At 72.3% G+C, this 20,580-nt stretch carries 15 protein-coding genes; 5 read left to right on the forward strand and 10 right to left on the reverse strand.

Annotation, left to right across the window (positions count from 1 at the left end; all coding sequences use genetic code 11):
- Nucleotides 1-55 precede the first annotated feature (55 nt).
- Entirely contained in the window at nucleotides 56-2,302 is a 2,247-nt protein-coding gene (parC, locus tag JOE48_RS27190; RefSeq protein WP_210034467.1) for a DNA topoisomerase IV subunit A, read from the forward strand.
- A gap of 282 nt (nucleotides 2,303-2,584) precedes the next feature.
- On the opposite strand, the gene JOE48_RS27195 is transcribed toward parC, so the two are convergent.
- From JOE48_RS27195 to gltX, 3 genes are all read right to left on the reverse strand, one after another.
- Complete coding sequence (locus tag JOE48_RS27195; RefSeq protein WP_210034469.1) at nucleotides 2,585-3,490, reverse strand: DNA-3-methyladenine glycosylase; 906 nt, start codon at nucleotides 3,488-3,490, stop codon at nucleotides 2,585-2,587.
- Nucleotides 3,491-3,549: 59 nt separating this feature from the next.
- Nucleotides 3,550-4,839: a citrate synthase gene (gene gltA, locus JOE48_RS27200; RefSeq protein ID WP_210034471.1), complete on the reverse strand. Its 1,290-nt coding sequence runs from the start codon at nucleotides 4,837-4,839 to the stop codon at nucleotides 3,550-3,552.
- Nucleotides 4,840-5,069: 230 nt separating this feature from the next.
- The gene (gltX, locus tag JOE48_RS27205) at nucleotides 5,070-6,497 is read right to left on the reverse strand and encodes a glutamate--tRNA ligase (RefSeq protein WP_210034474.1); all 1,428 of its coding nucleotides are present in this window, start codon (nucleotides 6,495-6,497) and stop codon (nucleotides 5,070-5,072) included.
- A 172-nt stretch (nucleotides 6,498-6,669) separates the two neighbouring features.
- Between gltX and JOE48_RS27210 the strand changes: the two genes are divergently transcribed.
- Complete coding sequence (locus tag JOE48_RS27210; RefSeq protein ID WP_210034478.1) at nucleotides 6,670-8,952, forward strand: ComEC/Rec2 family competence protein; 2,283 nt, start codon at nucleotides 6,670-6,672, stop codon at nucleotides 8,950-8,952.
- Here the strand turns inward: JOE48_RS27210 and lexA are convergent.
- A complete protein-coding gene (gene lexA / locus JOE48_RS27215; RefSeq protein WP_210034480.1) occupies nucleotides 8,946-9,668 on the reverse strand; it encodes a transcriptional repressor LexA in 723 nt (240 codons plus the stop codon). The genes JOE48_RS27210 and lexA overlap by 7 nt on opposite strands.
- A 235-nt stretch (nucleotides 9,669-9,903) precedes the next feature.
- Between lexA and JOE48_RS27220 the strand changes: the two genes are divergently transcribed.
- Nucleotides 9,904-10,374 (forward strand): hypothetical protein, encoded by a 471-nt coding sequence (locus JOE48_RS27220; RefSeq protein ID WP_210034482.1) that lies wholly within the window; start codon nucleotides 9,904-9,906, stop codon nucleotides 10,372-10,374.
- Between the two features lie 18 nt (nucleotides 10,375-10,392).
- Here the strand turns inward: JOE48_RS27220 and JOE48_RS27225 are convergent, their stop codons facing one another.
- The gene (locus tag JOE48_RS27225) at nucleotides 10,393-10,608 is read right to left on the reverse strand and encodes a hypothetical protein (protein ID WP_210034484.1); all 216 of its coding nucleotides are present in this window, start codon (nucleotides 10,606-10,608) and stop codon (nucleotides 10,393-10,395) included.
- 498 nt (nucleotides 10,609-11,106) lie between these two features.
- Here JOE48_RS27225 and fae point away from each other — a divergent pair, with 498 nt between their 5' ends.
- Complete coding sequence (gene fae / locus JOE48_RS27230) at nucleotides 11,107-11,646, forward strand: formaldehyde-activating enzyme (protein ID WP_210034485.1); 540 nt, start codon at nucleotides 11,107-11,109, stop codon at nucleotides 11,644-11,646.
- Nucleotides 11,647-11,685: 39 nt separating this feature from the next.
- On the opposite strand, the gene JOE48_RS27235 is transcribed toward fae, so the two are convergent.
- Genes JOE48_RS27235 through JOE48_RS27250 form a run of 4 tightly spaced genes read right to left on the reverse strand, consistent with a single transcriptional unit; the run spans nucleotide 11,686 to nucleotide 18,005 of the window.
- Complete coding sequence (locus JOE48_RS27235; protein ID WP_210034487.1) at nucleotides 11,686-12,162, reverse strand: hypothetical protein; 477 nt, start codon at nucleotides 12,160-12,162, stop codon at nucleotides 11,686-11,688.
- A 44-nt stretch (nucleotides 12,163-12,206) separates the two neighbouring features.
- Entirely contained in the window at nucleotides 12,207-15,491 is a 3,285-nt protein-coding gene (locus JOE48_RS27240) for an error-prone DNA polymerase (protein ID WP_210034489.1), read from the reverse strand.
- Entirely contained in the window at nucleotides 15,488-17,299 is a 1,812-nt protein-coding gene (locus JOE48_RS27245; protein WP_210034491.1) for a Y-family DNA polymerase, read from the reverse strand. Before JOE48_RS27245 ends, JOE48_RS27240 begins: the two co-directional genes overlap by 4 nt.
- Nucleotides 17,226-18,005 (reverse strand): ImuA family protein, encoded by a 780-nt coding sequence (locus tag JOE48_RS27250; RefSeq protein ID WP_210034493.1) that lies wholly within the window; start codon nucleotides 18,003-18,005, stop codon nucleotides 17,226-17,228. The genes JOE48_RS27245 and JOE48_RS27250 overlap by 74 nt, the downstream gene beginning before the upstream one ends.
- Nucleotides 18,006-18,236: 231 nt before the next feature.
- Here JOE48_RS27250 and JOE48_RS27255 point away from each other — a divergent pair, with 231 nt between their 5' ends.
- A complete protein-coding gene (locus JOE48_RS27255) occupies nucleotides 18,237-19,103 on the forward strand; it encodes a collagen-like protein (protein ID WP_210034495.1) in 867 nt (288 codons plus the stop codon).
- Between the two features lie 9 nt (nucleotides 19,104-19,112).
- On the opposite strand, the gene JOE48_RS27260 is transcribed toward JOE48_RS27255, so the two are convergent.
- Nucleotides 19,113-20,330, reverse strand: coding sequence for a TIGR03862 family flavoprotein (locus JOE48_RS27260; protein WP_210036087.1), 1,218 nt, complete (start codon nucleotides 20,328-20,330; stop codon nucleotides 19,113-19,115).
- Between the last annotated feature and the right edge of the window lie 250 nt (nucleotides 20,331-20,580).

The following is a 20,580-nucleotide window of genomic DNA, read 5'->3' on the forward strand; positions in this document are numbered from 1 at the left end:
CCGTCATTCCGGGGCCGCCGCCGGTCGGCGGCCCCGCCCTGAGACAGGAGCCGTCATGGGCCAGCCCTTCGAGCCGCCGTCCGGTGACGGGATCGAGAGCGTCGAGCTGAAATCCGCGCTGGAAGAGCGCTACCTCGCTTACGCGCTCTCCACGATCATGCACCGCGCCCTGCCGGATGCCCGCGACGGGCTGAAGCCGGTGCACCGGCGCATCCTGTACGGGATGCGGCTGCTCCGGCTCGACCCGAACACGGCGCACAAGAAATGCGCCAAGATCGTCGGCGACGTGATGGGCGACTTCCACCCGCACGGCGATCAGGCGATCTACGACGCGCTGGTGCGGCTCTCCCAGGATTTCGCCCAGCGCTACCCGCTCGTCGACGGCCAGGGCAATTTCGGCAACATCGACGGCGATGGGCCTGCCGCCTATCGCTACACCGAGGCGCGGCTCACCGAGGTCGCGCGCCTGCTCCTCGACGGGATCGACGAGGACACGGTCGATTTCCGTCCGTCCTACAACGGCGAGAAGGACGAGCCGATCGTCCTGCCGGCGGCCTTCCCGAACCTGCTGGCCAACGGCAGCCAGGGCATCGCGGTCGGCATGGCGACCTCGATCCCGCCGCACAACGCCGCCGAGCTGTGCGACGCGGCGCTCTACCTGATCAACCATCCCGAGGCGACCTCGGCGCATCTCGCCAAGTTCGTGCAGGGGCCGGACTTCCCGACCGGCGGCATCCTGGTCGATTCGGCCGAGTCGATCGCCGAGGCCTACCGGACCGGCCGCGGCGCCTTTCGGGTCCGCGCCCGCTGGCACAAGGAGGATCTCGGCCGCGGCACGTGGAACATCGTCGTCACCGAGATTCCGTACGGCATCCCGAAGGGCCGGCTGATCGAGAAGATGGCCGAGCTCCTGCAGGAGAAGAAGCTGCCGCTGCTCGCCGACGTGCGCGACGAATCGGCCGAGGACGTGCGCGTGGTGCTGGAGCCGCGCTCGCGCACGGTCGATCCGGTGATCCTGATGGAATCGCTGTTCCGGCTGACCGAACTGGAGGCGCGGATCCCGCTCAACCTCAACGTCCTGGTCGGCGGCCTCGTGCCGAAGGTGATCGGGCTCGTCGAGTGCCTGCGGGAATGGGTCGACCATCGCCGCGTCGTGCTGCAGCGCCGCTCGCGCTACCGCCTCGGCCAGATCGACCGGCGCCTGGAGATCCTCGGCGGCCTGCTCATCGTCTATCTCGACCTCGACGAGGTGATCCGCATCATCCGCGAGGAGGACGAGCCGAAGGCCGCCCTCATGGCCCGGTTCGAGCTGACCGAGCTCCAGGCCAACGCGATCCTCGACACCCGCCTGCGCTCCCTGCGCAAGCTGGAGGAGATGGAGCTGAAGCGCGAGTTCGAGGCGCTGACCGCCGAGAAGGCCGAGATCGACGCCCTGCTGGACTCCGAGCCGGCCCAGTGGAAGGCGATCCAGGCGCAGATCCGCGCCGTGAAGAAGACGTTCGGGCCCGAGACCAAGCTGGGCAAGCGCCGCACGACGCTGGCGAGCCCGCCCGATGTCGGCGGCATCGACTTCACGGCGGCGTTGGTCGAGCGCGAGCCGATCACCGTGATCGTCTCGACCAAGGGCTGGATCCGGGCGCTGAAGGGCCACGTCGCCGATCTGTCGGGCGTGGCCTTCAAGGGCGACGACACGCTGAAGATCGCCTTCCCGACCGAGACGACCCAAAAGATCCTGCTGCTCGCCACCAACGGCAAGGTGTTCACGCTGGAAGCCTCGAAGCTGCCGGGCGGCCGCGGCTTCGGCGACCCGGTGCGGCTGATGGCCGACCTCGACGACGGCACCGAGATCGTGGCGGCGCTGCCCTACCGGCCGGAGACCAAGTTGCTGATCGCGGGCTCGGACGGGCGCGGCTTCGTGGCGCCCGCCGACGCGCTGGTCGCCAACACCCGCAAGGGCAAGAACGTGCTCGGCCTCGACGGCGACGCCACCGCGGCCGTGCTGGTGCCGGCCGACGGCGACCACGTCGCGGTGGTGAACACGGAAAAGCTGATGCTGATCTTCCCGATCTCCGAGGTGGCCGAGCTCGCCCGCGGCAAGGGCGTCCGGCTGCAGCGCTGCCGCAGCGGCGGGCTCGTCGATGCGCACGTGTTCAAGCTGGCCGACGGCCTGCCCTGGCAGGACGGCTCAACCGAAGGCCGGCTCGCCAACGTCTCGGTGCTGGAGAAGTGGCTCGGCCATCGCGCCGAGGTCGGGCTGATGATGGCGCGCAGCTTCCCGAAATTCGAGCGGTTCGGGCGCTGAAACGCAGCGGGACGGTGACGGATCCCCAACCCGCCCCCGCATCCTGAGATGCGCCGTGAGCCGCCTCGAAGGAGGGCTCCAGGGATCGCGCGGCCGGCTGGAGGCCGCCTTCGAGGCCTCCGCTCCGGCACCTCAGGGTGAGGGCGCGGGTGGGACAAACACCGTCTCGCGGTTCCCTCCGTCATCACGAGCGCAGCGAAGTGACCCGGGGCAATGCGACATCAGGAGGCGTCGCGCCGACTGGACGGCTTCGCGCCGCTCGCGAAGACGGTGGCGCTGCCATCAACGCCCGGATCCCTGTCCCGGCCCCTTCACGGCCGCCTCGTCCGCCGCCCAGAGGTGCTGCGCCGCGTAAGACCGGAACGGCCGCCAGGCCTCGGCCCGCTCCAAGAGCGCCGCCGGGCTCGGCCGCCCGGTGGCGGTCGCGAGCGCTCGCAGCAGGCCGACATCGCCCACCGGCAGAGCGTCGGGCAGCTTGAGCACCCGCATGGCGATGTACTGCGCCGTCCAGGGCCCGATCCCGCGGATCGCCGTGAAGCGCTGAACCGCCGACTCCAGGGATTCGGCCGGGGCGAACAGGTCCGGATCGGCCAGTGCCGCCGCGGCCAGCGCCCGGATCGCGGCGCCGCGGGCGCGCGGCATGTTGAGCACCAGGGCGACATCCGCCTCGACCAGATCCTCCGGCGCGGGAAACACATGGGTCAGCCCGTCCACCGGCCCGGCGAGGGGCGTCCCGAACGCCGCGACCAGCTTCCCAGCGAGCCCGATCGCGGCCGCCACCGAGACTTGCTGGCCGAGAATGGCCCGGCAACCGGTCTCGAACGGGTCCCACGCCCCCGGCAGACGCAATCCCGGCCGCGCGGCCACGAGCGGGGCCAGGACGGGATCCCCGGCGAGGCAGGCCGCGATGGCGCCGGGATCGGCGTCGCAATCGAAGAGGCGGCGCAGGCGCCCGACGACCGCCTCGGCATGCGCGGACGCGACGCCGTGCAGCGCCACGTGCAGGGAATCCTCGCCGGGGGCCACCGTCACGCGGCCGTGCCGCCCCGCGACGCGGATCGTGCGCGCATAGGCCGCCGCGGGATCCATCGTCTCGACGCCTGGGATCGCCCGCTTGGCCAGGAAGGCACGGATCGCTGCCCAGTCATAGGGTGACCGATAGGGCAGGCGGCATTCGATCGCCCCCACAAACGCGAAGGGCGGCCTCCCGGCCGCCCCGCCGATCGTGGTTCGGGACAGGTCCCGCCTCAGCCGCGCTGGTCCACCGCCACGTAGTCGCGCTGGGCCGGGCCCACGTAGAGTTGGCGCGGGCGGCCGATCTTCTGCGACGGGTCCTCGATCATCTCGGCCCACTGGGCGATCCAGCCGACCGTGCGGGCCACCGCGAACAGCACCGTGAACATGTCGGTCGGGAAGCCCATCGCCTTGAGGGTGATGCCCGAGTAGAAATCGATGTTCGGGTAGAGCTTCTTCTCGATGAAGTACTCGTCCTTGAGGGCGATCTGCTCCAATTCCATGGCGACCTGGAGCAGCGGGTCGTCGGTCTTGCCGAGTTCCTTCAGCACCTGGTGGGTGGTGTGCTGCATGATCCGGGCGCGCGGGTCGTAGTTCTTGTAGACCCGGTGGCCGAAGCCCATCAGGCGGAACGGGTCGTTCTTGTCCTTGGCCTTGGCGACGTACTTCCCGACATTCTCCGGGGTGCCGATCTCCATCAGCATCTTGAGCGCCGCCTCGTTGGCGCCGCCATGGGCCGGGCCCCACAGGCAGGCGATGCCGGCCGCGATGCAGGCGAAGGGGTTGGCGCCCGAGGAGCCCGCGAGCCGCACCGTCGAGGTCGAGGCATTCTGCTCGTGGTCGGCGTGCAGGATGAAGATCTTGTCGAGGGCGCGCGCGAAAACCGGGTTCACCTCGTATTCCTCGCACGGCACCGCGTAGCACATGCGCAGGAAGTTCGACGTGTAATCCAGGTCGTTCTTCGGATACACGAAGGGCTGGCCGATCGAGTACTTGTAGGCCATCGCGGCGAGCGTCGGCATCTTGGCGATCATGCGGATCGACGCGATCAGCCGCTGGCTCTCGTCCGTGATGTCGGTCGAGTCGTGGTAGAAGGCCGAGAGCGCACCCACCGAGGCCACCATCACGGCCATCGGATGCGCGTCGCGGCGGAAGCCGGTGAAGAACCGGTTCATCTGGTCGTGCACCATGGTGTGGCGCGTGACCCGGTACTCGAAATCGGCCCGCTGGGCGGCGGTCGGCAGGGCGCCGAACAGCATCAGGTAGCAGGTCTCGAGGAAGTCGCCCTTCTCGGCGAGTTGCTCGATCGGGTAGCCGCGGTACAGCAGCACGCCCTCGTCACCGTCGATATAGGTGATCTTCGATTCGCACGAAGCGGTCGAGGTGAAGCCCGGGTCGAAGGTGAAAGCACCGGTCTGGGCGTAGAGCTTGCCGATATCGATCACGTCCGGCCCGATCGTTCCGGTTTTCACCGGCAGCTCGACCGACTTGCCGTCCACGGTGATGGTGCTGGGTGCGCTCATGGATCGTGGACCCTTCTCTGGCGACGTGGCGGATGCCGGCCTCGGGCTCCCCTGAGTCGGTCCGGGGGCCTGAGCACCTCGCATTATGCTGCGGGTGCTCACAGGCATGGGTTACCCAAACGGCACTGCAGCAGCAACGGGGTCGGTGACAACCGGACCCCGACGCCAAGCAAATTCCACCAAGCGAAATCCGGGCCGGGGCGCACAGTTCCCGGCCGCGGCCGGCGGCCTCAGCCCTGCGGCACCTGATCGCCGAGGCGCGCGAGGGTTTCGTCCCGACCGAGCACCGCCATCACGTCGAACAGCGGCGGGGAGGTGGTGCGGCCGGTAAGCGCCGCGCGCAGGGGCTGGGCCACCTGCCCGAGCTTGCAGCCGGCCTGCTCAGCGTATTGGCGCACCGCGTCCTCGGTCGACGAAGCGCTCCACGCGGGCAGAGCCTCGAGGGCCGGGCGCACCCCGGCGAGCCGCGCGCGGCCCTCGTCGGGGAGGAGGGCGCGGGCCTTGTCGTCCAGCGTCAGGGGGCGCTGCGCGTACAGATAATAGGCGCTGTCGAGAAGCTCGATCAGCGTCTTGGCCCGCTCCTTCAGCCCCGGCATGGCCTGGGTGAGCTTGTCCTTGAGATCGGGCTGCAACGGCGCCGACAGGCCTCGCTCGGCGCCGACATTCGGCAGGATGGTCTCGATCGCCGCCACGAGGTCGGCATCGGCACTGGTGCGGATGTAGAGGCCGTTGAGGTTGGCGAGCTTGGCGAAATCGAACCGCGCCGCGGAGCGCCCGACCGATCCCAGGTCGAAGGCCGCGATCATCTCGTCCGTGGAGAAGACCTCCTGGTCGCCGTGGCTCCAGCCCAGCCGCACGAGGTAGTTGCGCAGGGCCGCCGGCAGATAGCCGAGATCGCGATAGGCCTCGACGCCGAGCGCGCCGTGGCGCTTCGAGAGCTTGGCCCCGTCGGCCCCGTGGATCAGCGGGATATGGGCCATCTTCGGAATGTCCCAGCCGAGCGCCGAGAAGATCTGGCTCTGGCGGGCCGCGTTGGTGAGGTGGTCGTCGCCGCGGATGATCTGCGTGACGCCCATGTCGTGGTCGTCGACCACGACGGCGAGCATGTAGGTCGGTGTCCCGTCCGAGCGCAGGAGGACGAGATCGTCGAGGTCCTTGTTGGCCCAGGTCACCCGCCCCTGCACGGCGTCCTCGACCACGGTCTCGCCCTCGATCGGCGCGCGCAGGCGGATCACCGGCTTCACCCCGGCGGGTGCCTCGGACGGGTCGCGGTCGCGCCAGCGGCCGTCGTAGCGGGGCGCGCGCCCCTCCGCACGGGCGGTCTCGCGCATCTGCGTGAGTTCCTCGGCGGTGGCGTAGCAATGATAGGCCCGGCCGGCGGCCAGCAGCTCCTCGGCGACGGCACGGTGGCGCTCGGCGCGGGCGAACTGGAAGATCACGTCCCCGTCCCAGTCGAGGCCGAGCCATGTCAGCCCGTCGAGGATCGCGTCGATCGCGCCCTTGGTGGAGCGTTCCCGGTCGGTGTCCTCGATGCGCAGCAGCATCGTGCCACCGGTGTGGCGGGCATAGAGCCAGTTGAACAACGCCGTGCGGGCCCCGCCGATATGGAGGTAGCCGGTGGGCGAGGGGGCGAAGCGCGTGACGACGGCTGAGGACATCGGTCCGGTGTGTTCGGGGGCGGGTCGCGGAGCGGAGGCGGAGAGCGGCGAGGGGCTCGACACGGCGCCCGTAGCATGAAGCACCGGCTGTAGCACGAGGCCGGCACTGCGTTAAGAATCGTCGGAGGAATCGCACGACCCCGCACAGGTCGCGCGGATCGGGACGACGGCAATGCGGCGGATCGGCGCGAGGGTGGCAGGGAGCGCGGTGGCGCTGCCGGGCCCGCGCGCCCTGGCCCCGCCGGCCATCGGCGCCTGGCTCGCCGGGGGCCTCCGCCGCGAAGCCGAGCAGCGCCGTCTGTTCCCCTGGCTGGCGGTGGCCTTCGGCACCGGGATCCTGGTCTATTTCGCGGCGGTCGACGGGACGCCGGTTCTGGCCGCACCGCTGGCCGGGGCCGCGCTCGCGGCGGCGCCGATCCCGTTTCTCGGCGCGCGACCGGCGGCGCTGGCGCTCACCCTCGCGGTGGCAGCCGGATTCCTCGGTTTCGCGGCGGCAACTTGGCGGGTCTCGCAGGTGGCCGCCCCGATCCTGAGCCGGACCACGATCGGCCCGCTCACCGGGATGATCGAGGCTCTGGACGAGCGCGAGGTCGGAGCCCGGCTGATCGTCCGGGTCGAGACCTTCGCGGGACTCGCGCCGGACCTGCGGCCCGCCGGCGTGCGGGTCTCGTTCCGCAAGGCGCCGGCCCTGCGGCCCGGAGATGTCATCGCCGCCACCGCGCGCCTGCTGCCGCCGCCCGAAGCGGCCCGCCCGGGCGGCTACGACTTCGCCCGGGACGCCTATTTCCAGGGGATCGGCGCGGTGGGTTCGCTGGTCGGCGCGGTCCGGATCGCGACGCCGCCGGTCCCACCGCCGCTGCGCCTCCGGCTCGCCGCCATGCTGGACGAGGCCCGCAACGCGCTCACCCGCCGGATCGCCCAGGCCGAGGGCGGCCAAGCGGGCGCAGTGGCGGCGGCCCTGGTGACCGGCAAGCGCGGTCTGATCGGCCCGGCGACCAACGACGCACTGCGCGCCGCCGGCATCTACCACGTCGTCTCGATCTCGGGGCTGCACATGGTGCTGGCCGCCGGCGTCGTGTTCTGGCTGGTGCGGGCGGCCCTGGCGCTGATCCCCCATTGCGCCCTGGTCTGGCCGATCAAGAAGATCGCGGCCGGATTCGCGATGCTCGGGGTCACCGCCTATTGCGCCTTCTCGGGCTGGGACATCGCGGCCGAGCGCTCGCTGATCATGACCCTGATCATGCTGGGCGCGATCCTGGTGGACCGGCCGGCGCTGTCGATGCGCAACCTCGCGCTCGCCGCGCTGATCGCCCTGGCCCGCGAGCCCGAGGGGCTGCTTGGCCCGAGCTTCCAGATGTCGTTCGGGGCGGTGGCCGGGCTGATCGCCTGCGCGCGGCTGATCGACGGGCGCCTGTTCGTGCGCCCCGGGGCGGGACGGATCGGGCGGATCGTCGGCACCGGCCTGTCGGCGGTCACCGGCACCCTGGCCACGACCCTGGTGGCGCAGATCGCCACCGCGCCCTTCGCCACCTACCATTTCCAGACGATCCAGCCGTTCGGGCTGATCGGCAACGCCCTGACGCTGCCCCTGGTCTCCCTGGTGGTGATGCCCTCCGCGGTGATCGGGATCCTCGCCTACCCGTTCGCCCTGGACCGGCCGGTCTGGTGGCTCATGGGCCAGGCGGTCGGCGGGATGCTGGCGATCTCCGAATGGATCGCCGGGTTCGAGCGGGCGACCCTGGTGCTGCCGGCGTTCGGAACCGGGGCGCTGGGACTGCTGACGGCCGGGCTGCTGCTGGCGACGCTCCCGGTCTCGCGCCTGCGCTGGCTCGCCCTGCCGCCGCTCCTGGTCGGCCTCGGCCTCGCGGCCCTGCCGGAGCGCTACGATCTCTACGTCGACCGGCAGGGCGCAGGCGCCGCGGTGCGGGGTCCCGACGGGCGCCTCGCGGCGCTGGGGAATCCCTCCGGCTTCGTCCTGGAACAGTGGCTGAAGGCCGATGGCGATGGCCGCACGCCGGTACAGCGGAGCCGCCCGTCCGCGGGCGGGCGCTGCGACCGGCTCGGCTGCACCGCGATCCTGCCGGACGGCCGGGCCGTCGCCCTGGTCCGCGACCGGCGCGCCTTCCCGGAGGATTGCGCCCGGGCCGCCGTGCTGATCACCGGCCTCGCGGCGCCCCCGACCTGTACGGGCCCACTGGTCATCGACCGCCGCTTCCTCGCCAGCCACGGGGCCGTCGCCCTGCGCGCCGGACCAGGCGGCTTCGCGATACAGGGCGCCCGGACCGATGACCGAACGGTGCCGTGGCGCCCGCATGCATTGCCCGGCCTACCCGTCGCCGCGCGGACCGGGACGGATCCCCCTGCCGAAGCCTCCCGCGGGATGGCCGCGACGGAGGACGATCCGCCGGGTGCCAACCCCGCCCCGGGCGACGCGCCGGCCGCCCCGCTTCAGTAGCGGCGGACGAGACTGACGAGCCGGCCCTGGATCTGGACCCGATCCGGGCCCAGGACGCGGGTCTCGTAGGCCGGGTTGGCGGCTTCCAGGGCGATCGAGGAACCGCGGCGGCGCAGGCGCTTGAGCGTCGCCTCCTCGTCGTCGATCAGGGCCACGATGATGTCGCCCGTATTGGCGGTGTCCTGCTTCCGGATCACCACGAGGTCGCCATCGAGGATGCCGGCCTCCACCATCGAGTCGCCGCGCACTTCCAGGGCGTAGTGCTCGCCGCCGGCTAGGAAGTCAGGCGAGAGGGTGATGGCATGGCTCTGGTTCTGGATCGCCGAGACCGGGGTACCGGCCGCGATCCGGCCCATGACGGGGATCGACACGGCGCGGCCGGCCTCGTCGATCATCCGGGCGGCGGCAGGCTGAGCCGGCTGCTTGGACTTGCCGCCCTCGACCACACTCGGCGTGAAGCGGCGCGGCTCCGCGGGAGCCGCCGCAGCCGGGGACGCCAGGCTCTCGGGAATGCGGATCACCTCGATGGCCCGCGCCCGGTTCGGGAGACGCCGCAGGAAGCCGCGCTCCTCGAGGGCCGTGATCAGACGGTGGATGCCCGATTTCGACTTGAGGTCGAGTGCATCCTTCATCTCGTCGAAGGAGGGGGGAACGCCGCATTCCTGCATGCGATTCTGGATGAATCGCAGGAGGTCCAGCTGCTTGCGCGTGAGCATCGACGGGGGCCTCGCGGCTTGGCGGACCGCCTCGGGACGGTCTCTGAAACAAATCACGAACAGGTTAAACGTTCCGCAAGTGTTCCGCAAGCGTCATACGGCCACGCTTCCGAGGACGCCATGGTCCGAGGCAGAAACGAATTGACGGCGCAAGCGGAGCCGTTTCAATGCACCACGTCCCGCCGGGCAGGGCGGCGGAGCCGGGGCGGGCTGAGATCGGGCTGGGATGACGAGGATGCGACGACCCGCGGCTCTGCTGCCCCGAAGCCTGGCTTCCGTGGGCCTGGTCTCCCTCGGCCTGGCGCTCGCGGGCTGCACCACAGGGTTCTCGTACATCTCGCGCAACTACGTCGCGCTCACCCCGCAGGTGGTTACGATCGGCTGCAAGGAGCCCTACGAGGTCTACGACAACCGGCAGATGCGCCGGATGCTCATCGTCTCCAATGCCCTGCGTGAATATGCCGGCTGCAACCTGAGCGAGGTCCGGATCGATCCCGAGCCGGAATCGACCCGGGTGAAGCGCTTCCGCACCGCCGCCCGCGCCTATCTCGACGAGACCGTGCGAGAGGATTGCCGCATCGTCGGCGAAACCGTGTTCGATCCGCTGAAGACCGAGTTCGCCTACGCGTGCGACGCGCCGATCGAGAAGCGGGGCACGGTGGTGCCGCGCCTTCCGGGCCGCAATCCGGGCCTCGGCCCGCGCTGATCCGTCGGCGGCGGCCCCTCAACGGCCCGGCTTCGGGAAGGTCCGTTCCGCCGCATCTCCGGCGGCGGCCAGCAGCGCGCGGGCGAAGGCCCGGGCCTCCGCCCGGTCGAGCACGATCGCGGCGGTGACCGGACCTCCGCCCAGGTCCGACAGGGCGAGTTCCAGACGCACCCCGTCGGGCACGGCGCTCGCCTGAAGGCTCCAGCCGGAGCCTCGATCCGTACTCTCGGCCATCTCACATTCCTCCCGCCTGCCCCGTGGAAGCCCGAAGACGCCCGCCGGAACCGGCCCCGTGCCCGGGCCTGTTCCCGAGCCGTGCCAAGCACTTCCCTGCCTCGCCTGAACGCGTTCCTCAAGGCCGCAGGCCCCGGACTCGTCGTGATGCGCGCCGACACGGATGTCGGCAGGCTGATCACGGCGGCCCGGAGGGGCGCCCGCTGGGGCTACGCGCTGCTGATTGTGCGGCATCGCCGGTATCGGCGGCCTGTTCGGCGCGCCGTGTCTCGTAAGCTGCGGGCTGCCGGACATCGTGCTGCTCGGCCGGGTCTTCACCGGGAGCTACCGGCGGGACGGCGGATCGAGGGCCCGACAAGGGGGTGGTTTACGCCGTCTCGGGGCTGACCATCGCCTTCGTGCCGGTCGGCGTGTTCGACGGGGCGGCCCGCTCTGAATCGATTGACGCGGGCTGCGCGATGATGTCTCCCGCGGGCTCCGATCAGGTGGAGTTCGAACATGCAAGAGATCTGGTTCCGCGCGGGCGAGGCCACGGTGCTGGCGGCCGAGGGCCAGTACACCGACGCCATGCCGGAGGTGCTGATCGGCTCGGTGCGCGGGCCGGTGGGCCAGGCCTTCGCGTCGATGATGGGGCAGGTCCAGGGCCACACCCGGATGTTCGTGGTGCGCGACCTCAACCAGCTGGTGCGTCCGGCCACGATGATGACCACCAAGGCCACGATCCACACGGCCGAGTATGTCGAACTCCTCGGCGGCGTGGTCCAGGCCGCCACCGGCGACGCAATCGTCGACTGCATCATCGAGGGCATCCTGCCCAAGGACGGGCTCGACGAGCTCTGCATGATCATCATGATCTGGCTCGACCCGCGCTGCGCCGAGGACGACAACCTCGACCAGAAGGATCTTTACCGGACGAACTACGAGGCGACGAAGCTCGCCATCGCCCGCGCCCTCAAGGGCGAGCCGACGGTCGACGAGCTGATCGCCAACCGCAAGACCGTGAAGCACTACGCGCTCGACGGCGTGGTCGAGTACTGAGCGGGCGCTCGGCGGGCATCCTGCGGGCTCAGGTCCGCCTCATCCCGGCGGGATGCGCCCCACCGAGCAAAGGGTCCGCATCGTGCTGCTGCCCGGGTCGGTGTAGCAGGAGGCCGACCAGCCGTTCTGCTGGATGAACGACTTGCGCCGCTCCGCGAGCGAGGTCCGGTAGGCGTTGGTGATGATCGGCTCGACGGTGGCGGCCGACTCGCCGATCAGGATCTCGGACGCCACCGACAGGTCGCGGAAGAAGGTCGCCGAGGGGGCGGGCTCGGCGGAGGTCGCCTGAACGATCGGCTCGGCCCGGCAGGTCACGTCGAACTTGATCGGGCCGGCCATGCGGATGTCGATGCTCGGGCCGGCCCGCTTGCCGACCTTGCCGCCGATGGCACCGGCGATCTGGCGGGTGAGGTCGTCGCAGCTGTCGGCCCGGGCAGTTCCCGCCAGGAGCGGCAGGATCAGCGGCAGGGACGCGCAGGCGGCGAGGAGAAGGCGCGGAACGGCGAAGCTCGACATGGGGGCACTCTACGCGCGGCGCGGGGCCTGTCGAGGGGCGGGGCTCAGTGGAAATCCCGGCTGCGATACACGCGCCGGTCCGGGGGCACGCCGAAATCCGTGTTCTCGGGGGGCAGCCGCATGCCGGCCTCGCGCAGGTCGCGGAGCGAGGCGGTGAGATCGCGAAACCCTTCGGCCACGAGATGGACCACCCCGCCCGCCCGCTGGATCCGGCCGCGCACGGCGAGGAACCGAGCCTGCATGGCGGCCCGGCGGTTGGCCTCGAACACCGCCTTCCAGACGATCACGTTCGCGATACCGGTCTCGTCCTCCAGAGTCAGGAAGACCACGCCCTTGGCGGTGCCCGGCCGCTGGCGGATCAGCACGAGCCCCGCCACCGTGACCCGGGCGCCCTGGGGCAGGGCCGGGTCGAGATGGGCCCGGGCCGGGATCGCGCCGATCCGGGCGAGGCGCCCCCGGAAGAACGCCACCGGGTGCCCCTGCAGGGACAGGCCGGTGGCGGAGTAATCCTCGGCCACCGCCTCGGACGGGGCCAGGGACGGCAGGTCCACCGCCGGCTCGTGCCGGAACAGGCCGTCATCGGCGTGCCAGGCGAAGAGCGGCAGCGGCGCCTCGAGGAGATGAGCCCGGCGCTCGCTGGCATCGGCCTTCGCAGCCTTGCGCGCCGAGGTCCCCTCCAGGGTGCGGACCATCCAGAGGGCGGCGCGTCGGTCGAGGCCCAGCGAGCGGAACGCGTCCGCCTCGGCCAGGCGCTCCAGGGTGTTGCGGGGCAGGGCGAGGGACGCCTGCAGGCCCTCGATGCTGGCGTAGCCGTTGGCCCGCAGCCGCACGAGACGGCGCATCGCGGCCTCGGGCAGGCCGCGGACCTGCCGCAGGCCGATCCGCACGGCGTGCATCTGCGGGTTCGCCGCCGGCTCCAGGGTACAATCCCAGTCGCTGGCGTTGACGCAGACGCCCCGCACCTCGACCCCGTGGGCGCGGGCGTCGCGCACCAGCTGGGCCGGCTGGTAGAAGCCCATGGGCTGGGCGTTGAGGATCGCGGCCAGGAAGACGTCGGGGTGCCGGCACTTCATCCAGGCCGAGGCGTAGACGAGGAGCGCGAAGCTCGCCGCGTGGCTCTCCGGGAAGCCGTAAGTGGAGAAGCCGCGGATCTGCGCGAAGCAGCGCTCGGCGAAATCCTTCGGGTAGCCCCGGCGGGTCATGCCGCCGACGAACTTGTCCGCGAACCCGCCGATCGAGCCGACATGGCGGAAGGTCGCCATCGCCCGGCGCAACCCGTCGGCTTCCGCCGGGGTGAAGCCCGCCGCCGTGATGGCGATCTGCATGGCGTGCTCCTGGAACAGCGGCACCCCGTAGGTCTTCTGCAGCACTTCCTTCAGCTCGTCCGCCGGACCGTGATCCGGATGCGGGGCGGGGTACGCCACCGGATCGATCCCCGAGCGCCGCCGCAGATAGGGATGGACCATGTCACCCTGGATCGGGCCGGGACGCACGATCGCGACCTGCACCACGAGGTCGTAGAACTCCTTGGGCTTCAGGCGGGGCAGCATCGACATCTGCGCCCGGCTCTCGACCTGGAACACGCCGACGGAATCGGCCTTGGCCAGCATCGCGTAGGTCGCGGAATCCTCCTGCGGCAGGTCGGCCAGCGTCTCGTAGAAGGTGCCGTGATCCCGCTCCAGGAAATCGAGACCGCGCTTGAGGCAGGTCAGCATGCCGAGCGCCAGAACGTCGACCTTCATCAGGCCGATCGCATCGATGTCGTCCTTGTCCCACTCGATGAAGGTGCGGTCCGCCATGGCGCCGTTGCCCACCGGCACAGTCTCGTCGAGGCGGCCGCGGGTCAGCACGAAGCCGCCGACATGCTGCGACAGGTGGCGGGGAAAGCCGATCAGCTGGTGGGCGAGGTCGAGCGCCTGCCGGATCGCGGGGTTCTCCGGATCGAGGCCGGCTTCCCGCACGTGCTGGTCCGGCATGCCGGTGCCCCAGGAACCCCAGACCGTGTCGGCGATCGCCGCAGTCACGTCCTCAGTGAGGCCTAGAACCTTGCCGACCTCGCGGATCGCCATGCGGGGGCGGTAGTGGATCACCGTGGCGCAGAGGGCGGCGCGCTCGCGGCCGTAGCGGGCGTAGAGGTGCTGGATCACCTCCTCCCGGCGCTCGTGCTCGAAATCGACATCGATGTCGGGCGGCTCGCCGCGGTTCTCCGAGATGAAGCGGGCGAAGAGCAGCCGGTGCTTCGACGGATCCACCGCGGTGATGCCGAGGCAGAAGCAAACGGCGGAATTGGCGGCCGAGCCCCGGCCCTGGCAGAGGATGCCCTTGCTGCGGGCGAACGCGACCACGTCGAACAGGGTCAGGAAGTAGCGGGCATAGTCCATCTTGGCGATGAGCCGCAGCTCGTCGTGAAGCGTGGCCTCGACGGGGGCGGGGATGTCGCCGGCGTAGCGCCAGCGGGCCCGTTCCCAGGTGAGCTCCTCCAGGTATTCCTGCGGCGTGCGGCCGGGGGGCACCGGCTCGTCGGGATACTCGTAGTGCAGCTGCGCGAGGTCGAAATCGCAGGCCTCGGCGATCTCGACGGTGCGGGCCAGGGCCTCCGGGTGGTCGGCGAACAGCCGCGCCATCTCGGCGGGTGGCTTCAGGTGGCGCTCGGCATTGGCCTCCAGGCGGTAGCCGGCCTCCCCGATCCGGCAACCCTCGCGGATGCAGGTGACCACGTCCTGGAGCGGGCGCCGCTCGGGATGGTGGTAGAGCGCATCCGAGACCGCGACCATCGGGGCGCCCGAGGCCGCGCCCAGTTCCGCCAGCAGCCCGAGGCGCCGCCGCTCGTCGCCGCGCCGCGTGTGGCACGCGCCGAGAAAGGTCCGGCCCGGGGCGGCGGCGGCGAGCGCCTCCAGCCGCGCCCGGAACCCCTCCGGCAGGCGCCGGGCCGGGGGCATGGCGATGAATATCTGGCCGTCGGCGGCCTCCAGCATCTCGGCGAAGGAGAACCGGCACGCGCCCTTGCGGACGCGCCGGTTGCCGAGGGTGAGCAGCCGGCACAGGCGCCCCCAGGCCTCCCGGTCCATCGGGTAGGTGACGGCCTCGAACCCCTCCTCGGTGACGAGGCGTACGCCGGGCAGGATCCGGATCACGGTGCCTTCCGCTTCGAGCGCCCGCGCCGCCGCGTGCGCCCGGACCACGCCGGCCACGGTGTTGCGGTCAGCGATGCCGATCGCGGCGAGGCCGTAGGCCGCGCCCTGCACGACGTAGTCCTGCGGGTGCGCGGCGCCGTGCAGGAAGGAGAAGTTCGTGGTGACGGCGAGTTCGGCGTAAGCGGGGCCGCTCACGCGAACAGCCCGTGGACGTACCACGCGGCCGGGCGGTCGGAGGCGTGCGGCCCGTCGCGGTAGAGCCAGAGCCGGTGCCCGGCCTCGCACTCGACGCGGTAGTAGTCGCGGGGCTCGCCGGGCGCGCGCCACCATTCGGCGGCGATCCGCTCCGGCCCCTCGGCATGGGTGACTCGATGGACCTGGGCGCGCCAGCGGAAGCGCCGGGGCGGACCCTCCGGGATGGTCGAGAGAACGTCGAGGGCGGCCTCGCCCCGGGGGAACAGCACCAGGGGGCGCGGCGGGAGGTGGTCGGGCCAGGGGGAGGGGATCGGGGAGGGGATCGGGGAAGGGATCGGGGAGGCGCGGGCAGGCGTCCTCCCTCCCTCCTCTGCGGGGGAGGGGGGCCCTCGCGTCAGCGGGGGTCGGGCCGGGATGCAGTCCCGCAAGAGGGGAGCGCGGCTTCCGGAGAGGGCGCGCTCTTCCTGATCGACACGGCCCTGTTCTGCAGCGTCGCCCCCCTCTCCCGACCCGCTTCGCGGGCCACCTTCCCCCGCAAAGGGGGGAGGGAGATGCGCCCGCATCGAGTCGAGGCCCTTATCCACTGACGATCCCTGCCTCTCTCCGGCAACCCAAACCCGGATCCGGTCAGCCTGCTCCGGCAGGTGGCTCGCCCGCGGTTCGAGCCGGAGCAGCGCCCGCCCGAGCCGTTGCGCCAGGGCGTCGGCCACCACCCCGACCCCGTCGCCTGCAGGGGCCGCGCCGAGATCCGTCTGGCGGGCCAGCAGGATGCCGGTCACCGTCACGGCGAGCGCCACCGTCTCGAATCCGAACCCGGCATCGAGGGCAGGCCCCAGCCGGTCGAGGCGCAAGGAAACGAGGGCGGCGACCCGCTCAGGGCAGCGCTCGGGTCGGGACAGGCCGAGGTCGAGGGCGCGCACCGCCCCGTCGACCCGGTGGAGCACGAGGCGCAGGGCGCAGGCACCGAGCCCGTCCCGCTCCAGCCGGGGGGCAATCACGGCCATCAGGTCCCGGGCGGTCCGCACGATGTCCGATTGCCGGCCGATCGGGTCGAGGAAGCCGCGGGCAGCGGCGTACGCGGCGGCCTCCGACAGGGGCGCCAGCGGCTCGGGACGGCGCGCCAGCGCTTGGTCGAGGCGCAGCAGCAGGGTCTCGCCGAAGCGGCGGGCGAGGGGACCGCGGGGCAGGGCGTCGAGCTCGCCGACCCGGCGCAGGCCGAGCCGCCGCAGGCCCGCGGCCATGTCGGGATCGAGGCGCAGGGATTCCACGGGCAGGTCCCGCAGGGCCTCGGCGGCCCCGCCCGGCGGAACGACGATCCGGTCGGCCTCGCCATGGCGGGCCAGCGCGAAGGCGGCGCCGGGCGTGTCGGCCAGCGCGATTCGCGCCGGAATGGTGGCGCGGGCGAGCCGGGCGGCCAGATCCGCAACGAGGTTCGCCTCGCCGCCGCGCAGATGGCTCGCCCCGGCGACGTCGATGTAGAGCCCGTCCGTCGCCTCGGCCGGCCCGAACGGGGCCACCAGGGGCGCGTAGGCCGACGCCCAGCGGCAGAGCCGGAGCAGGGACTCCCGGTCGGCGGCCGGGTCGGCAGGGTGGACCTGGAGCGGCACGCCGATCCGCGCCCGGACCCGGCCGAGGGGCTCGCCGGGGTTCAGGCCCAGGGCACGGGCCTCCGGGTCGAGGGCCACGAGCCGCAGGCCGCCGGACCCCTCGGCCGCCACAGCCAGCGGGCCGCGCTCAGGCGCGAGACCGGCCCGCCGCAGCCGCGTCACCGGCCAGTGGCTCAGGCAGATGCAGACGATGCGCGGCATGATCCCACTCCAGAAGCCAGTCGCCGCCGCGCCCGTTGCGGCAGCGTTCGAGCCGCGCCCGCCAGCGCGGCCGCTCGAGAGTGCCGAACCGGTCCCGCGCCGCGGGTGCCGCGGCGATCCGCCAGCGGGTCGCGGCCCCGTTGGGCAGGCCAGCGGGCGCCGGCCGCAGGATCAGCAGGAGCGGCGGCGCGGGCCCTTCCGCGGCGAGCTGCAGGCGCCGGCCCGGCTTCAGCGGCATCCCGTCCCGCAGGAGGCCGATCAGGGCCGTGAGCGCCCGCGCGTGCAGGGCCGACTCCAGGGCGCGGAACACCTCGGCATCGCTGCCGGCTTCGAGGAGCAGCAGACGGCCCGGGTCGAGGCCGAGGCCGGCCAAGCCGTGCCCGTAGGGCAGGGGCTGGCCGGGCGCGGCGGCGATCAGCGCCTCTCCGGGCTTCAGGGCGAGGTGGCGGGCGCAGAGCGCCAGGGCGAAGCCCAGGGCCGCGATCGCGTCCGCAGGCTCGGCCGGCGCGATCTCGTGGGGCGGCCCGAGGACGAGGCCGCCGTCGGGAAGGTGCGCGTCGAGGGCGGCCAGGCCCAGGGGCAGGACCGGGCGCCGGTCCCGGCCGTCGACCGGCGGTGCGAGGCGCGCCCGCAGGGCGGCCAGCCGCTCTCGGGACTCGCTGGACGCGGGTTCCCGCTCGGCTTCGTCCGCAGGGTCCCGCCCCATCTCCGTCGGCTCCAATCATGCCGCAGGATAGGAACATAACAGGAACAAGAACAAACCGCTTCCGTGCGGCCGCGGAATCGCGCGTCGCCGCAGAGGCTTGGCCTGTGGATGGCTGTGGACGCGTGTAGAATCACCGCGACGAGCGGTTTCAACGGCCACGGTTGACCCCAACCGTGGCGCGAGACCAATAGGCGGCCGCCGCGTGCGTGACGCGGTCGATAGGGATCGCGCATGCGCCCAGCCCTCGCCCTGACGATCCTGCTCACCCTCTCGGGGGCGGCGCTCGGCCAGCAGCCGGATCCGCCGGGGGCCGCAGGTCCGGACCCAGCCACCGCCGCGCGGCCGCGTGCGGCACAGCCGAAGGTGCGGCGCCCGCAGGTCCCGAGCCAGCCGATCATGGTCTACGACGCGCGGATCGAGGCCGGCGACCTCCGCATCTCCGGCTCGGTGCGCAAGCCGGGCGCGATCGTGGTGATGGACGACGAGATCTCGATCCAGGCCGACCGGCGCGGGCGCTTCACCTTCCGGCTGCCCTACCGGCCGTCGACCTGCGTGGTGACGCTGAAATCCGAACCGGACGAGCGCGAGGCCGCGATCGCGAACTGCGCCCCCGAGGGGCCTCCGGGACCGCCCGGCCCTCAGGGCGCCGCGGGGCCGCCCGGCGAGACGGGACCCAAGGGCGATCAGGGACCCAAGGGCGATCAGGGACCCAAGGGCGATCAGGGACCCAAGGGCGATCAGGGGGCCAAGGGCGAGACCGGCGCGAAGGGAGAGGCCGGCCCTCAGGGTCCGGTCGGTCCCCAGGGCGCGCCGGGTCCGAAGGGTGAGCCGGGGACTCCAGGCATCCAGGGGGCACCAGGCCCCGTGGGCCAGGCCGGATCGCAGGGTGCCTCGGGTCCGAAGGGCGAAGATGCGGCCTCCGCCCTGCGGCCGGTGCGCAAATCCGATTGCGCCGGCGGCTGCACCGTGACCTGCGCGACCGACGAGGTGCTGGTCACCGCCCGTTGCCTCAAGGCCGGCACGCCGGTCTACGACGGGGAGGGCGCCAGCTGCCCGGCCGAGGCCTCGGGGATCGTCGGCTTCTGCACGCGGCCCTGAGGCGACGCCTCAGCCGCCGATGTCGCGCAGCCACTCGCGCATCCCGGCGGCGGCCGCGCGGCCGCCCGCGAAGGCACCCTGGAGCAGGTAGCCGCCGGTCGGGGCCTCCCAGTCGAGCATCTCGCCGGCCAGGAACAGGCCGGGATGGTCGCGCAGCATGGACCGCCCGTCGAGGGCGTCGAGCCGGACCCCACCCGCCGTCGAGATCGCCCGCTCGATCGGCGCGGAGGCGGTGAGGGTGAGGGGCGCGGCCTTGATCAGCCCGGCAAGCGCCCCGGGATCCGCCGGGAGGGCGCCCCCGCCCGCCTCGCGCAGGAGGCCCGCCGCCACGGGCGGGAGGCCCGCGGCCTTGCGCAGCCGGGTCGCGGCCGAGTCCCCCGGTCGGGCGCCGGACAGGCGGCGGGCGAGGACCTCCCGGGTCAGGTCGGGGCGCAGATCCACGACGAGCCGGGCGCTGCCCCGGGCCGCGATCGCCTCGCGCAGGAGGCGCGACAGGGCATAGATCGCACCGCCCTCAAGGCCGGCTTCCGTGACCACGGCCTCGCCCCGCACCGCGGCGCCGTCGCAGGCGAGCGCCACCCGCTTCAGCGGCGCGCCGGAAAAGCGCTCCCGGAACAGGTCGGACCACGCCACCGCGAACCCGGCATTGGCCGGGCGCAGGGGCGCCACCGCCACGCCGAGCCCTTCGAGGAGCGGCACCCAGCGTCCGTCCGAGCCGAGCCGCGGCCAGCTCGCCCCGCCGAGCGCCAGGAGGGTCGCCCGCGGCCGGATGGCGAGCTGACCATCCGGCGTCTCGAATTGCAGCGCCTCGGCGATCCCCGCGAGCCGGTGGCGGGTGCGGATCCGGACGCCGAGGCGGTCGAGCCGCGTCAGCCACGCCCGCAGCAGCGGCGAGGCCTTGAAGCCCTGCGGGAAGACGCGCCCGCTCGAACCGACGAAGGTCGGCTCGCCGAGTTCCGCGCACCAAGCCCGCAAGGCCTCGGGCGGAAAGGCCGCGATGGCGGCGTCCAGGGCGCCCGCCGGATGATAGCGCGCGAGGAAATCGGCCCGCGCCTCGCTGTGGGTGATGTTGAGGCCGCCCCGGCCGGCGATCAGCAGCTTGCGGGCCACGGAGGGCATGCGCTCGTAGACCGTGACCGCGCGGCCGGCCTGCGCCAGCACCTCGGCCGCCGCCAGACCGGCGGGACCGCCGCCCACGATGGCGATGTCTGTCGTGAAATCCGGCATCCGACCGGAGAGCGGCAGGCCGTGGGTCCCTGTCAAGGCGGAAGGTCCGGAACGGCAGGCCCGGGCGTCACGCTGTCGGGCGGCGCGACCTGCCCTGGACGAACCGCCTCCCTTTCGCCCGGTCCGTCCCGGCCGGGCGAAGCCGTGCGCTGCGCGCTCGGCAGGTTCATCAACGACGCGATGGGAACCCAGGCGCCCCGCAGATACATTCTTCTCCGCTCTCCAGCTTGCGTAGATCGGTTATTCCCTC

Origin of the sequence: Methylobacterium sp. PvR107 (genome assembly GCF_017833295.1) — a bacterium.
Classification (GTDB): domain Bacteria; phylum Pseudomonadota; class Alphaproteobacteria; order Rhizobiales; family Beijerinckiaceae; genus Methylobacterium.